Source organism: Piezobacter thermophilus (assembly GCF_055386745.1).
Map to the genome: position 1 here is coordinate 2699569 of NZ_AP042380.1, position 14185 is coordinate 2713753.

Genomic DNA, 14185 nt, shown 5'->3' on the forward strand with positions numbered 1-14185 from the left:
CTGGCTCGCCTCCCGTTGTCAGCTGGCGGCGATGTTGCGTGCAGATCGCCCGGACTGCAACGGGGAAGTTGGCCCGCGTTTCCTGCCCGCCCCCGTTGCGCTAACCCTTTCCCGAAGGGCCATGATTCGGGCAGAGCGGGAGGCCGGGCCATGCAATTCGATGCGATCATCGTGGGCGGGGGCATCATCGGCTGCACCCACGGCCATTACCTTGCACAGCGGGGCCTGAAAGTGGCGGTTGTCGAGCACGGCCGCATCGGCGGCGGGACCACGGCGCGCAATTTCAGCTGGGTCAACGCCACCAGCAAGACCGGCAATCCCGACTATCACCGGCTCAATGCGCTGAGCGTGTCCATGTATGACGGTCTTGCCGCCGCCTTCGGGGCCGAGGCGATCGGGCTGCGCCGCACCGGGGCGCTGATCCTGGCCCGGCGCTCGGACGGGACGCGCCACGCCGCCCTGCACCGGCAGGCGGCAGCGCTGGAGCGGCTGGGCTATCCGGTGGCATGGCTGGATGCACGGGCGGTGCGGGCACACGAACCCGACCTGACCCTTGCCCCCGACACCGAGGCCCTGCTGGCACCGGCCGACAAATGCCTCGACGCCCCCCGCTTTGCCCGGTTCATGGCGGGCCGGATCAAGGCGGCGGGGGGCGCAGTGTTCGAGAACTGCGCCGCGCTGGAGTTGCTGACCGATGAGGCAGGCGCAGTGTCGGGTCTGCGCAGCGCCAAGGGCGAGATGCGCGCGCCGCGGGTGGTGGTCGCCGCGGGGCCCGACACGCCCACCGTGCTCGGGGCGCTGACCGGCTATGACGGCTTTGCCACCCGCTTTCCGGTGAGCCGGGTGCCGGGGCTTCTGGTCACCACCCCGCCGGTCAAGGCGGGGCGGGTGCGGCATCTGGTCTGGATCGACGGGCCGCGCGATCTGCACGTGCTGCCCGAACCCGATGGCGGGCTGCGCATCGCCGCCGATGCCGAGGACGGCGCGGTTTCCGAGCCCCCCGATCCCGCTGCCCTGCGCCCCCATGCCACCGCCCTGCTGGAACGGATGCGCGAGATCATGCCCGCCTTCGCCGGCGCGGCATTGCTGGATCCCTGCCGGATCGAGGTTGGCATCCGCGCCATGCCGCAGGACGGGCTGAGCATCGCCGGCGCCATGCCCGGCGCCGAGGGACTGTTCGTGATCGTCACCCACAGCGGCGTGACGCTTGCCCCCGCGCTGGGACAGCTGATGGCCGAGGTCGTCGCGGACGGGGCGCACCCGCAGATGTTGCGCCCCTTCGGCCCCGAACGCCTGCCCGGCTTTGCGTGAACGCGGCCTGACCGCGCCGGGGCCCCTGCCCGCGCTCAGAGCAGGTCGTCGGGGCGGGGCATGGCGAAGACCTCGTCGACGGCGGCGTAATCCATGTAGCCCAGCCGCGAAAGCGGCCGGTAGGCGGTCACGTCGAGCCGCCCCTCGCGCAGGAATTCGTCGCGGATATGGACCGCGCGTACCGTGCCGGTGATCATCACCGCGCTGCCGGGCAGGTCGATCTCGCGCCACAGCTCGCATTCCAGCGCCACCGGGGCGGCGGCCACCAGCGGCAGGTCGAGAACCCGCCCCTCCATCACCTCCAGCCCGGCGCGCTCGAATTCGTCCACGCCGCGGTCGTAATGCGCCGCCGTCAGGTTCATCTGCTCGGCCAGTGCCTGCGACACCACGTTGACGCCGAAACGGCCGGTTTCGCGGATGATGGCGATACTGTCCTTGGCCTGGCCGGAACCGGGTTTCGGCCCCATGGAACAGAACATCACCATGGGTGGATTGTCGGCAATGCCGTTGAAGAAGGAATAGGGCGCAAGGTTGTTGCGCCCGTCCGCATCGCGGGTGGAAATCCAGCCGATCGGGCGCGGTGCGACGATGGCCTTGAACGGGTCGTGGGGCAGGCCGTGGCCGTCCTCGGGGCGGTAGAACATGGGGCTATCTCCATCTGTTTGCCGAAGGGTTAGCGCCGTGCTAGGGCGAATGCCACCGAATTTCCCGAGGTGGGGCTCCAGGTGATCCGATTGCAACCGGAAACAGCCGACGACTGGTGGGAGGTCGAGGCGCTTTTCGACCTGTGCTTTGCGCCCGGGCGTGAGGCGCTGTCCTCCTACCGGCTGCGCGAGGGCATCCCGCCGGTGCCGGGCCTGTCGCTCGTGGCCCGCGACGACGACGACATCCTGGCCGGCGCGATCCGGTTCTGGCCGGTGCGCGTGGGCGGGCACGCGGCGCTGCTGCTGGGGCCGGTGGCGGTGCACCCCACCCACCAGGGCGAAGGTCTGGGCGGGGCGCTGATCCGCGACGGGCTGGAGGCGGCGCGCGCAGGCGGCTGGACGCGGGTGATGCTGGTGGGGGATGCGCCCTATTACGGCCGTTTCGGCTTTGCCCGCCTCGACGGGGTGGTGATGCCGCCCCCCACCAACCCCGACCGGGTTCTGGGGCTGGAACTGGCCCCGGGAGCGTGGCGGGACGTGCGCGGCGCGGTGACGCGCTGGGACGCGTGCGACGACTGAGACGCATGTCGGCACAGGAGGGGCGCACGGGGGATTGAAACCGGACCGGAATGGGACGATCCTGAGGCCAGAGCCCGAGGAGGCGCCATGGACGACATCGTGACCGTGCCCCCGGTCGATCCCGAGGCCGAACTCGACCGCCTGGCGGCCCGTTATCGGGCGGCCGCGGGCGCCGGGATCCAGTTGCTCAATCTGCTGGGGGGCAAGGCCGAGGGGCTGCTCGACCGGCTGCCGCCGCAGGTCCGGCAGGGCCTGGACGAGGCCACCGAGCGGGCGCTGTGGGCGGCGGTGAAGGCGGCGCAGGAGTCGCGCGCGACAGTGCCGGATCAGGCCGAGTGGGTGAACACCGCCCTGACCACCGCCATGGGCGCGGCCGGCGGCATGGGCGGACTGGCCACCGCGCTGATCGAACTGCCGGCGACGGTGACGGTGCTCCTCCGTGCCATCCAGGCGGTTGCGGCCGAGCACGACTTCGACCCGGCGGCCGAGAACGTGCAGTTCGACTGCATCCGGGTTCTGGCCGCGGCCGGGCCGCTGGCGATGGATGACGGGGCCGATCTGGGCTTCATCGCGCTGCGGCTGACGCTGACCGGCGGCGCGGTGCAGAAACTGATCGCGGCGGTGGCGCCGCGACTGGCGGTGGTGCTGGGGCAGAAGCTGGCGACCCAGACGGTGCCGCTGCTGGGCGCGGTGGCAGGGGCCGGGGTGAACTATGTCTACACCCGCTATTACCAGCAGGTCGCCCATGTCCATTTCGGGCTGCGGCGGCTGGCCATCGACGCCGACATCCCGCACGAGGAATTGGTCGAGCGGCTGGCCGCGCGGATGCGTCCGAAATTGTCATGACATCCCCCCCGCGCGCGATTTTTCGTGGAAATTCCACCCGTTCCGGGTAACCTGATGCAACCGGGCCGGGCAAGGAGCGGCATGACGGCGTGCGCGGGCGGCGTCTCTTGATCTTCGGGCCGGGGTGGATATCTAATCCGCAACCCCGAGGTGGAAAGGACATGATACAATACGCCCTCAAATGCGCCGAAGGCCACAGCTTCGACAGCTGGTTCCAGTCGGCGGACGCCTTCGACAAGCTGCACGCGGCGGGCATGGTGTCCTGCGCGGTGTGCGGCTCGCCGAAGGTGGAGAAATCGGTCATGGCACCGCGGGTGCGCCCGTCGCGCGATGCGGCCACGCCCGAAAAGGCGACCGCGCCTGCGCGCCCGCTGAGCACACCCGCCACGCCGGCCGAACAGGCTCTGGCCCGGCTGCGCCGGCATGTGGAGGAAAACTCGGACTATGTCGGCCGCAACTTCGCCGCCGAGGCCCGCGCGATGCACGCGGGCGAAGCGCCCGAACGCTCGATCTATGGCGAGGCGAAGCCGGACGAGGCGCGCGCGCTGATCGAAGAGGGCATCCCGGTGGCGCCGCTGCCTTTCCTGCCCGGCCGCAAGGCCAACTGAAAACCGCCACGGCCCGATCGCCCCTGCTCTTCCCGCGACCTTTCGCGCGTCTTGCACCATGCCGCTTCTGCGCGTAAACCCCGCCGGAACCAAGGCCCAAGGGGAAAGTCCATGCCCGTTCTGGTGATGAAATTCGGCGGCACGTCAGTTGCAAATCTCGACCGCATCCGCCGCGCCGCCAAACGCGTCGGCGTCGAGGTGGCGAAGGGCCATGACGTGATCGTCATCGTCTCGGCCATGGCCGGGCGCACCAACGAGCTGGTGGGCTGGGTCGAGGAAACCTCGCCTCTGTTCGATGCGCGCGAATATGATGCAGTGGTCTCGTCGGGCGAGAACGTGACCGCCGGGCTGATGGCGCTGACGCTTCAGGAAATGGACATCCCGGCGCGCAGCTGGCAGGGCTGGCAGGTGCCGGTGAAGACGACCGATGCGCATGCCGCCGCCCGGATCGAAGAAATCCCCACCGACAACATCAACGCCAAGTTCGCCGAAGGGATGCGGGTGGCGGTGGTGGCAGGGTTCCAGGGGATCGGCCCGGACGGGCGTATCACCACGCTGGGCCGGGGCGGCTCGGACACCACGGCGGTGGCCTTTGCCGCCGCTTTCGGCGCCGTGCGCTGCGATATCTACACCGATGTGGACGGGGTCTATACCACCGACCCGCGCATCTGCGACAAGGCGCGCAAGCTTGACCGCATTTCCTTCGAGGAGATGCTGGAACTGGCCAGCCTCGGCGCCAAGGTGCTGCAGACGCGCTCGGTCGAGCTGGCGATGCGCCATCACGTGAAGCTGCGGGTTCTCAGCAGCTTCGGGGAACAATCCGACGAGGCCGGCACGCTGGTCTGCGACGAGGAGGAAATCATGGAATCGAAACCTGTTGCGGGCGTGGCCTATTCGCGCGACGAGGCAAAGCTGACCCTGCTGAGCGTGGCCGACCGGCCCGGCATTGCCGCCACCATCTTCACCGCGCTCTCGGATGCGGGCGTGAACGTGGACATGATCGTGCAGAACATCTCGGAAGAGGGGCGCACGGACATGACCTTTTCCTGCCCGGTGGGCGAGGTCGCCCGCGCCGAGGCCGCCCTGTCCGAGATCAGGGAGAAAGGCGCGCTGAACTATGCCGAGCTGGTGGTGGACAGCAACGTGGCCAAGGTGTCGGTGGTCGGCATCGGGATGCGCAGCCAGTCCGGCGTGGCCGCGAAGATGTTCAAGGTGCTCTCGGACGAGGGCATCAACATCAAGGTCATCACCACCTCGGAGATCAAGATTTCCGTTCTCATCGATCGGAAATACATGGAACTTGCCGTTCAGGCGCTGCATGATGCGTTCGAACTGGACAAGGCCGCCTGAAACCCGGATTCCGGGACCGGCCCGAGTTGCAAAGTGACAAAAGCCGATGCCCGAGGCGACAGAAAGCGAAAGTCGAAAGCTGCTGAAGCGGCTGCGCGAGGTCATGGCCAGCCCCGAGGCCGGCCAGACACGCCTTGACCGGATCGTGCAGTTGATCGCCGACAGCATGGAAACCGAGGTCTGCTCGATCTACCTGTTCCGGGACGAGGAGACACTGGAACTGTGCGCCACCGAGGGGCTGAAACCCGAAGCCGTGCACCAGACCCGGCTGCGCCTTGGCGAGGGGCTGGTCGGCCGGGTGGCGCGCACCGGCACCGTCGTCAACACCCCCGATGCGCCGTCGGAAAAGGGGTTCCGCTACATGCCCGAAACCGGGGAGGAACGCTATTCCTCCTTCCTGGGCATCCCGATCCAGCGGGTCGGCGAAAAGCTGGGCGTGCTGGTGGTCCAGTCGCGAGACGAGCGCAATTTCACCTCGGACGAGGTCTATGCCCTGGAAGTCGTGGCCATGGTCCTGGCCGAGATGGCCGAGCTGGGGGCCTTCGTCGGCGAGGGCGCGGCGCTGTCGCCGCTGCACCAGCGGCCGGTGATGATCCGCGGCTCCGTCGCGCAGGAAGGCGCGTCGGAAGGCCATGTCTGGCTGCACGAGCCGCGGGTGGTCGTCACCAATCCCATCGCCGATGACCCGCAAATGGAACTGGAGCGCCTCAAGGCGGCGGTGGAAGAGCTGCGCGTCGGCGTGGACCGGATGCTGGAGATGTCGCAGGACGGCGACAAGGAGCAGCTCAAGGTTCTCGAAGCCTACCGGATGTTTGCCAATTCCAAGGGCTGGATGCGGCGCATGGAAGAGGACATCGCCCGCGGGTTGAGCGCGGAAGCGGCGGTGGAGAAGGAGCAGAGCCAGGCGCGCTCGCGCATGGCGCAGGTGACCGACCCGTATCTGCGCGACCGGCTGAGCGATCTTGACGACCTGTCCAACCGGCTGCTGCGCATCCTCACCGGCCAGGGGGCGGAAACCGGGGCCGAGCGGCCGTCGGACCCGATCCTTGTGGCCCGCAATATCGGCCCGGCCGAATTGCTCGACTACGGGCGCAGCCTGAGGGGTATCGTGCTGGAAGAGGGATCGGTGGGCAGCCACGCCTCGATCGTGGCCCGGGCGCTGGCGATTCCGCTGGTGGTCAATGCCGAAAGGATCACCACCGAGGCGCTCAACGGCGACCACATCATGATCGACGGCGACCATGGCGTGGTGCATCTGCGCCCCGACGATACGGTGGTGGCCGCCTTCCGCGACAAGATCGCCATGCAGGCCCAGGCGCAGGAGCGCTATGCCTCGATCCGCGACAAGCCGGCCGAGACCCGCGACGGTCAGGTGGTGGCGCTGCACATGAATGCCGGGCTGATGGCGGATCTGCCGTCTCTGGACAGTTCCGGGGCCGAGGGGGTGGGGCTGTTCCGCACCGAGTTGCAGTTTCTCGTCCGCAGCCACATGCCCAAGCGCGGCGAGCTGGTGGAGCTTTACCGCCGGGTGCTGAACGCCGCCCATGGCAAGCGGGTGGTGTTCCGCACGCTGGATATCGGCTCGGACAAGGTTCTGCCCTACATGAAGCCCACCGACGAGCCCAACCCGGCGCTGGGCTGGCGGGCGATCCGGGTGGCGCTGGACAAGCCGGGGATCATGCGGATGCAGCTGCAGGCGCTGGTGCGTGCGGCTGACGGGCAGGCGCTGACCATCATGTTCCCCTTCATTGCCCAGTGGGAGGAATACAAGGCCGCCCGCGCCGAGGTGGACCGCACGCTGGAGCGCGAACGCAGGCTGGGCCGGCCGGTGCCCGAACGGCTGGAGGTGGGGGCGATGCTGGAGACGCCCTCGCTGGCCTTCGCGCCGCAGAAATTCTTCGATGACGTGGATTTCGTATCGATCGGGGGCAATGACCTCAAGCAGTTCTTCTTTGCCGCCGACCGCGAGAACGAGCGCGTGCGCCGGCGCTACGACACGCTGAGCGTGAGTTTTCTGAGCCTGATCGAGCGGATCGTCGAGCGCTGCGCGATCTCGGGCACGCCGCTGAGCTTTTGCGGCGAGGATGCGGGCCGACCGATCGAGGCCGCCTGTTTCGCGGCGATGGGGATCCGGATGCTGTCCATGCGGCCGGCGTCGATCGGCCCGGTCAAGAGCCTGCTGCGGCGGGTCGATCTGGGCGAGCTGCGCAAGATCATCGTGGACGCGCGCCACCGCGGGGAGACCACCGTGCGGCCGGCGGTGATGGCGTGCCTGCGCAATCTTCATTGAAGCGCGGCCGTTGCCCGAATGCGGCGCGCGTCCCGCGCGCCAGGTTTTCCGAGCCGCGCCTTGCGGCGCGGCGGTGCCTCCGGCGGGAGTATTTTTTGCAAGAGGAAGGGAAAAAGCGCCGGCGCGAAGTTTCGTCGCATCTGGGTCTGACCGGCCCGGACGGGCTCAACCCAGTACCGCGCCGGGGTTCATGATGCCGGCCGGATCGAGGGCGGTCTTGATCGCGCGCATGGCGGCGAGGCGCACCGGGTCGCCGTAGCGTTCCAGATCGGCCACCTTGAGGCGGCCAATACCATGTTCTGCACTGACCGAACCGCCCAGCTCGTGAACGAGGTCGTGCACCGCGCGCTTCACCGCCTCGCGCAGATGCGCATGATCCGCGCGCGCCGTGCCGAGGGGCGGAAAGACATTGTAGTGAAGATTGCCGTCACCGAGATGCCCGAAGCAGTTGATGCGGAACGGACCTATTCGCGTCACCGCCGCGCGGGCCCGTTCGATGAAGGCTGGTATCGCGCCGAGGGGCAGCGAGATGTCGTGGCTGGATATGGCGCCGATCAGGCGGTTGGCCTCGGGGATGCGTTCGCGCACCGCCCACAGCGCATCGCGCTGCGCGGCGGAACGGGCGATGATACCGTCGTCGGTCAGTCCGGCACCCGCAGCGGCGGCGAACAGATCGGTCAGCGCCTCGTGCGGGTCGAGGCCGGAGGCCAGCCCCAGCTCGATCAGGACGCACCATTCGGGCGGGTCCGGGAAGGGTTGGCGCAGGTCGGGCAGGGTCTCGGACAGGAAATCGAACCCCTGGCGGTGGATCAGTTCGAAGGCACTGATGCCTTCCGCCAGCCGGTCCCGGGCCAGCGACAGAAGCGCGAGCGCCGCCTGCGGGGAAGTCACGGCGATCATGGCGGTGCCGGTGGCGGCGGGGATCGGCGCCAGCTTCAGCGCGGCGGCGGTGATGAGGCCCAGCGTGCCTTCGGCGCCGACCAGCAGATCGCGCAGGTCATAACCGGTGTTGTCCTTGCGCAACCGCGTCAGCCCGTGCCAGATGCGGCCGTCGGGCATCACGGCCTCGATGCCGAGGCACAGATCGCGGGCGTTGCCATGGCGCAGCACGTTCACCCCGCCGGCATTGGTTGAAAGCAGCCCGCCGATCCGGGCCGAGCCCTCAGAGGCCAGCGAAAGCGGGAACAGGCGGTCGGCGGCGCGGGCGGCGGCCTGCACGTCGGCGAGGATGGCGCCGGCCTCGGCCACGATGACGAATTCCTGCGGATGGATCTCCCGGACCGCATTCATCCGCTCGAGCGAGATGACAAGGGGCGCGGGTTCCTCGGGCCGGACCTGTCCGCCCACCAGACCGGTTCCGCCGCCAAAGGGCACCACCGGCACCCGGTGGACAGCAGCCAGTGCGACGAGGGTGGCCGCCTCATCAGTATTGCGCGGCAGGGCCAGCAGGCCGCAGCGCCCGTGAAACAGGCCGCGCGGCTCCTCCAGGTAACGGGGTTCGACCGGGCGGAGCACCTCGGGCGGGAGTTGCGCGCACAGGATCTCGGCAAAGGCCGCGTCGGCGGGGTTCAGGGTCATGTGCCCTGAATGCCGCAAGCCGCAATGGGGCGCAAGCGACCGGCTCAGAGTGCCAACGCGGCCTTGCGGCCTTCGAAGATGGCAAGAGCGGCGTTGCGCGGGCCGTTGGCGTCGCCGACCAGGACCGGGGCGACACCGCGGCGTTGGAGATCGTCACGCAGGCCCATGTCGGCGTGGTTGGCCGTGGCCATGACCAGATCGTCGGCTTCGATCAGCTCTTCCGCACCGGTGAGCAGCGACAGGATCCGCGCGCCCTTCCCGGTCCATTCGGCGACGGCGCTGTCGGTCACGAACCGCGCGCCCAGCCGGGCGAGATTTCGCCGCAGCGGCCAGTCGGTGGCGCTGCGCTGCAATTCCTTGCCCACAAGCGCGTCGGGGGTGACGAGGGTGACGTCGTGCCCCTGCTCGGCCAGCCACCACGCGGTGCCGCAGCCGCGCCAGTTGCCGCCTTCGTCCAACACGATCACCCGCTTGCCGGGCCGGGCCGTGCGGGTCATCACGTCCTCGGCCGACCAGACGCGGCCGCGCTCCAGCCCCGGCAATGTCGCCAGATGCGGCAGGGCGCGCTGGAACCCGGTGCCGGGAGGAAGCGAGCCGGTGGCGAGGATCACCTTGTCGGCGCCGAAGGCGGCAATATCATCGGCTTCCATGAAGCAGTTGTAGCGCAGATCGACGCCCAGACGTTCCAGTTGCCGGCGATACCAGCCCAGCAGGTCGCTCACCTGCCCCCGGCGCGGTTGCTGCCCGGCAAGGCGGAACTGCCCGCCGATCTCGGGCCCGGCCTCGGCCAGCGTCACCTCGTGGCCGCGCTCGGCCGCCACCCGCGCGCATTCCAGCCCCGCGGGCCCGCCGCCCACCACCAGCACCGATTTCGGCGCGAGCGATGGCGTGACCCGGTCCCCGCCCCATTCGTGTTCGCGCCCCACCGAGGGGTTCACGAGACAGGAAATCCAGTAGTCCCGGCCGCGCCGGCCCCAGCACTGCTGGTTGCACGAGATGCAGCGGCGCACGTCCTCCTCGCGTCCCTCGGCTGCCTTGGCCACCAGGTGCGGGTCGGCAATCTGGCCGCGCACGATCGACACCAGGTCTGCCTCGCCCGCCCCAAGGACGGTGTTGGCGTTCTCGGGCGTGCGGATATGCGCCTCGGCCGTGACCAGCGCGTATTTCACCACGCCCTTGAGCGTCTGCGCCAGATCGACGCCCAGCTTTTCGCCGTAAAGGAATGTCGGCATCAGCTTGTAGAAATCGAAATAGCTGCCCACCCCGCAGGTGACGTAATCCATCGCCTCCTGGGCATCGTGCAGAGCAATGATTTCGGCCATGCTCTCGCGGCTCAGCGCGGCAGGCACATCGGGTTCGTCATTGACCGCCAGCCCGATGATGAAGTCATCGCCGCAGGCCTGCCGGATCCGGTGGCAGATCTCGCGCGAAAGCCGGGTGCGGTTCTCGAGGCTGCCGCCCCACCTGTCGTCGCGGGTGTTGGAAAAGGGTGTCCAGAACTGGTCCAGCAGGCCGTGATAGGCCGCCCAGACCTCGACCCCGTCGAAACCGGCCTTCCGGCAGCGGGCCGCCGCCTGCACGAAGCCGTCGATGGTCTCCTCGATCTCGGCCTCGCTCATGGCGTGGCTGGCGTCGCTGTCGTGCCAGCTCGGCCCGCCCGAGGGCGACCAGTGGGCGTGCCAGGAATTGTCCGCATCCCCATGCGCGCCCACATGGTAAAGCTGTTGCAGGATCACCGCGCCCTCGTCGTGCACGGCCTCGGTGATGCGGCGGAAATGGGGGATCACCTCGTCGGTGCCGGGGCGGAAATTGCCGCGCGTGAGCACCGCCGAAGGGTGAACCGGCATCGGCTCGACCACGATCATCGCAGCGCCCCCCTTGGCCCGCTCGACGTAGTAGGCCAGGTGCCGATCGCCGGGCAGGCCATCGCGCCCCATGTTCGTGGTATGCGCGCCGAACACGACCCGGTTACGCAGCCTCCGGTGGCGCAGTTGCACCGGGCTGAAGATGTGCGGAAACTTCATGCCTCGCCCTCCAGCTGGTCGAGTCCCCGGAGCAGCCGCTCGCGCATCCCGCCCTCTTCCATGTAACGCCGCAGGCGCCGGTTGAATCCGCCGGGGGTATCAAGCGCCGCGATCAGCGATGCGCAGTCGCTGGCGGAAAGGCTCGACGCCACCAGCAGGCGCAGGAATTTCTCGGCGTCCTCCGGATTCGCCGCACGCCGCCCCAGCCAGGCGGCCGCATCGCCTACCATCCGAACGACCGGCGACAGCACCGCCTGCGCGCAGAGCCATGCCGCCATTTCGTCATCGCTGGCCAGTTCGAACACCCGGTTGCGGGCACCGAAAATGTCGCGGATCAGCCCCGCATCGCCATGCACCATGATCGGCGATCCCCCGCGGGCGATGGCCGGAAAGGGAATCATGACGGCGGCCGCGCGGGCCGGGCGCACCATGTCCTGCACCTCGTCAAGCGAGACCCCGGCCATGAAGCTGACCACGCGAAGACCGGGGCGAAAGCGGAGCTCCTCCAAAACCTGCGCCGCCGCCCCGGCCATGAGCCCCAGGAACACCACCTCGGAGCGGTCCAGCACCGTCTGGTTCCGGGCGACCGAGATGTTGGGGAACGCGGCCGCCAGCGCCGCCGAGCGGGCGCGGCTGCGCTCCGATACCACGATGTCGTGCCCATCCGCGGCGATCCCGCGCAGGGCGGCGCTGGCAATCTCGCCGGTTCCGATCACGCCCAGCCGCATCTAGATGTCCTTCATCAGCCTCAGGGCGTCGTAGATCGCCGCATGGGTGTTGCGGCACGACACCGCGTCGCCGATGCGGAACAGGCGGAACGCCCCGTCCGGGTTGGTCGCCACCGCCTGCGGACGCCCCTCGACAAGCGCATCGTGATCGACTTCGCCCAGGTTCACCGTATGCGGCTTCAGCTCGAAATAGAGGTCGGCCAGCGGCCGGGTGCCGTAGTTCAGCACCACCTGGTCGTACTCGGCCTCAAAGCTGTGGTCGCTGTAGTCGGTTCCGATGATGGCCACCAGCCGGTTGCCCTCCCGGCGCACGCCGATCAGGCGCCGGGCGATGGTGAAGGTCGCGGCCCTGCCCTGCAGGCTGCGCATGTAGGGCACGAGGTTCATCCCCATGACCTCCGGCGAAAACGTCCGATCAGGTGTCATCACCTCGACCCGCGCCCCGGCATTCACCACCACCTCGGCCGCCTGCAGCGCGGCGTGATCGCCGGATTCGTCGTAGATCAGGACTGACCCCTCGGGTTTCACGTCGCCCGACAGGATGTCCCAGCTTGTCGCCATCAGGTCGGTCCCTTCGCCATCCTCGAACATTTCGGTGGCGGGCAGGCCGCCGGTAGCGACGATGACCACGTCCGGGTCCAGGCCCAGCACATCCGATGCCTCGGCCCAGGTGTTGAACCGGAATGTCACGTCGCGGGCGGCGCATTGGCTCATGCGCCAGTCGATGATGCCGATCATCTCACGCCGGCGCGGGCTGCGCGCGGCAAGCCGCACCTGGCCACCCGGCTCGGAGGCGGCCTCGAACACGGTTACGTCGTGGCCGCGCTCGGCCGCCACCCGCGCGGCCTCGAGCCCGCCGGGGCCGGCGCCGACGATCACCACCTTCCTGCGCTCGGCGGCCGGCGCAATCACATGCGGCATGGTCAGTTCGCGCCCGGTCGCCGGGTTGTGAATGCACAGCGCCGGCGCCCCCTGATAGATCCGGTCCAGGCAGTAGGTGGCGCCGACACAGGGGCGGATGTCATGCTCGCGCCCCTCAGCGATCTTCCTGACGATATGGGGGTCGGCCATGTGCGCCCGCGTCATGCCGACCATGTCCAGAAGCCCCTCGGCCACCGCGTGCCGGGCCGTGGCCACGTCGGCGATGCGCGCGGCATGGAAGGTGGGCAGCCCCGTTTCGGCCCGAACCATGCCGGCAAAATCCAGATGCGGCGCGCTGCGCATTCCCTGCACCGGGATCACGTCGGTCAACGCCGGGTCGGTGTGGATGCGCCCCCGGATCACGTTGATGAAATCGACCTGCCCGGTGGCCTCGAGCCGCTTGGCCATCTCCACCCCGATCTCGGGCGTGATCCCTCCGGGATGGGCTTCGTCCGCCGTGAACCGGACCCCGAGGATGAAATCCTTCCCCACGCGGGCGCGAATCGCGGAAATCACGTCGAGTCCGAACCTCATCCGGCTGTCCAGCGACCCGCCGCCATATGGCCCGTCCAGATCGTTGGTCAGCGGCGACCAGAACTGGTCGATCAGGTGGCCATAGGCCTCAAGCTCGACCCCGTCCATGCCGCCTTCCTTCATCCGCTCGGCGGCATCGGCAAAATCAGCGATGATCCGCGCAATGTCCCAGTCCTCCGCCAGCTTGGGAAAGGCCTTGTGGGCCGGCTCGCGGTGATGCGAGGACGACACCGAGGGCAGCCAGTCCCCCTTGTCCCAGCCGGTGCGCCGGCCCAGATGGGTCAGCTGGATCATCACCGCCGCGCCATGTTCGTGGCAGGCATCCGTCAGCTGCCGGACCCACGGCACCACCTCGTCCCTCCAGGCCAGGATGTTGTTGAAGACCGGAGGGCTGTCTCTCGACACCACCGCCGAACCCGCGGTCATGGTCAGCGCCACCCCTGCCTTCGCCCGCTCTTCGTGATAGGCGCGATAGCGGTCCTTCGGCATTCCGTCCTCGGGATAGGCCGGCTCGTGACTGGTGGTCATGATCCGGTTGCGGAGCGTGAGGTGCTTCAGCCGGAACGGTTGCAGCAGCGGATCGTTGGACATGGCTCGGTTCCGTTTTCCTCGCGGTTACAATCAAAATGAGCCGCTACGCGGCACAGCTTCAGTCTGTGTCGCGCCTGCAGCGCGTCACAATACCTCCGGCGGGAGTATTTCTGGCAAGAGGAAGAGAGGTGATTTTAGCCTTCCTCTTGCCGGAAATACTCTGGGGGGTGCGGGGGGCAAC

The 14185-nt window shown here is 68.6% G+C and carries 11 protein-coding genes; 6 read left to right on the plus strand and 5 right to left on the minus strand.

All coding sequences use genetic code 11. The features are described from left to right. Window positions 1–150: 150 nt before the first annotated feature. Complete coding sequence (locus ACZ5CM_RS13035) at window positions 151–1311, plus strand: NAD(P)/FAD-dependent oxidoreductase (protein ID WP_464639202.1); 1161 nt, start codon at window positions 151–153, stop codon at window positions 1309–1311. Window positions 1312–1346: 35 nt separating this feature from the next. On the opposite strand, the gene ACZ5CM_RS13040 is transcribed toward ACZ5CM_RS13035, so the two are convergent. Next, entirely contained in the window at window positions 1347–1955 is a 609-nt protein-coding gene (locus tag ACZ5CM_RS13040) for a flavin reductase family protein (RefSeq protein WP_464639203.1), read from the minus strand. Between the two features lie 81 nt (window positions 1956–2036). Between ACZ5CM_RS13040 and ACZ5CM_RS13045 the strand changes: the two genes are divergently transcribed. From ACZ5CM_RS13045 to ptsP, 5 genes are all read left to right on the plus strand, one after another. Beyond that, window positions 2037–2534, plus strand: coding sequence for a GNAT family N-acetyltransferase (locus ACZ5CM_RS13045; protein WP_464639204.1), 498 nt, complete (start codon window positions 2037–2039; stop codon window positions 2532–2534). A gap of 87 nt (window positions 2535–2621) precedes the next feature. Next, the gene (locus ACZ5CM_RS13050; protein ID WP_464639205.1) at window positions 2622–3380 is read left to right on the plus strand and encodes an EcsC family protein; all 759 of its coding nucleotides are present in this window, start codon (window positions 2622–2624) and stop codon (window positions 3378–3380) included. Window positions 3381–3541: 161 nt separating this feature from the next. Next, window positions 3542–3988, plus strand: a complete 447-nt coding sequence (locus ACZ5CM_RS13055; RefSeq protein WP_464639206.1) for a DUF1178 family protein — start codon at window positions 3542–3544, stop codon at window positions 3986–3988. 111 nt (window positions 3989–4099) lie between these two features. After that, window positions 4100–5338 (plus strand): aspartate kinase, encoded by a 1239-nt coding sequence (locus tag ACZ5CM_RS13060; protein WP_464639207.1) that lies wholly within the window; start codon window positions 4100–4102, stop codon window positions 5336–5338. A 46-nt stretch (window positions 5339–5384) separates the two neighbouring features. Next, window positions 5385–7628, plus strand: a complete 2244-nt coding sequence (ptsP, locus tag ACZ5CM_RS13065) for a phosphoenolpyruvate--protein phosphotransferase (RefSeq protein WP_464639208.1) — start codon at window positions 5385–5387, stop codon at window positions 7626–7628. Window positions 7629–7793: 165 nt separating this feature from the next. Here ptsP and ACZ5CM_RS13070 read toward each other — a convergent pair whose 3' ends face one another. The 4 genes from ACZ5CM_RS13070 to ACZ5CM_RS13085 are packed head-to-tail and all read right to left on the minus strand — an operon-like array spanning window position 7794 to window position 14004. Further along, window positions 7794–9206, minus strand: coding sequence for an FAD-binding oxidoreductase (locus ACZ5CM_RS13070; protein WP_464639209.1), 1413 nt, complete (start codon window positions 9204–9206; stop codon window positions 7794–7796). A 44-nt stretch (window positions 9207–9250) separates the two neighbouring features. Beyond that, the gene (locus ACZ5CM_RS13075) at window positions 9251–11230 is read right to left on the minus strand and encodes an oxidoreductase (RefSeq protein WP_464639210.1); all 1980 of its coding nucleotides are present in this window, start codon (window positions 11228–11230) and stop codon (window positions 9251–9253) included. Continuing rightward, entirely contained in the window at window positions 11227–11958 is a 732-nt protein-coding gene (locus ACZ5CM_RS13080) for an NAD(P)-binding domain-containing protein (RefSeq protein ID WP_464639211.1), read from the minus strand. The genes ACZ5CM_RS13075 and ACZ5CM_RS13080 overlap by 4 nt, the downstream gene beginning before the upstream one ends. Further along, window positions 11959–14004 (minus strand): oxidoreductase, encoded by a 2046-nt coding sequence (locus ACZ5CM_RS13085; protein ID WP_464639212.1) that lies wholly within the window; start codon window positions 14002–14004, stop codon window positions 11959–11961. It abuts the gene before it with no gap. Window positions 14005–14185: the final 181 nt, after the last annotated feature.

Coding starts and splice junctions, on each gene's coding strand:
- ACZ5CM_RS13035 (WP_464639202.1), top strand. CDS start 151: ATGCAATTCGATGCGATCATCGTGGGCGGGGGCATCATCGGCTGCACC.
- ACZ5CM_RS13040 (WP_464639203.1), bottom strand. CDS start 1,955: ATGTTCTACCGCCCCGAGGACGGCCACGGCCTGCCCCACGACCCGTTC.
- ACZ5CM_RS13050 (WP_464639205.1), top strand. CDS start 2,622: ATGGACGACATCGTGACCGTGCCCCCGGTCGATCCCGAGGCCGAACTC.
- ACZ5CM_RS13055 (WP_464639206.1), top strand. CDS start 3,542: ATGATACAATACGCCCTCAAATGCGCCGAAGGCCACAGCTTCGACAGC.
- ACZ5CM_RS13060 (WP_464639207.1), top strand. CDS start 4,100: ATGCCCGTTCTGGTGATGAAATTCGGCGGCACGTCAGTTGCAAATCTC.
- ptsP (WP_464639208.1), top strand. CDS start 5,385: ATGCCCGAGGCGACAGAAAGCGAAAGTCGAAAGCTGCTGAAGCGGCTG.
- ACZ5CM_RS13070 (WP_464639209.1), bottom strand. CDS start 9,206: ATGACCCTGAACCCCGCCGACGCGGCCTTTGCCGAGATCCTGTGCGCG.
- ACZ5CM_RS13075 (WP_464639210.1), bottom strand. CDS start 11,230: ATGAAGTTTCCGCACATCTTCAGCCCGGTGCAACTGCGCCACCGGAGG.
- ACZ5CM_RS13080 (WP_464639211.1), bottom strand. CDS start 11,958: ATGCGGCTGGGCGTGATCGGAACCGGCGAGATTGCCAGCGCCGCCCTG.
- ACZ5CM_RS13085 (WP_464639212.1), bottom strand. CDS start 14,004: ATGTCCAACGATCCGCTGCTGCAACCGTTCCGGCTGAAGCACCTCACG.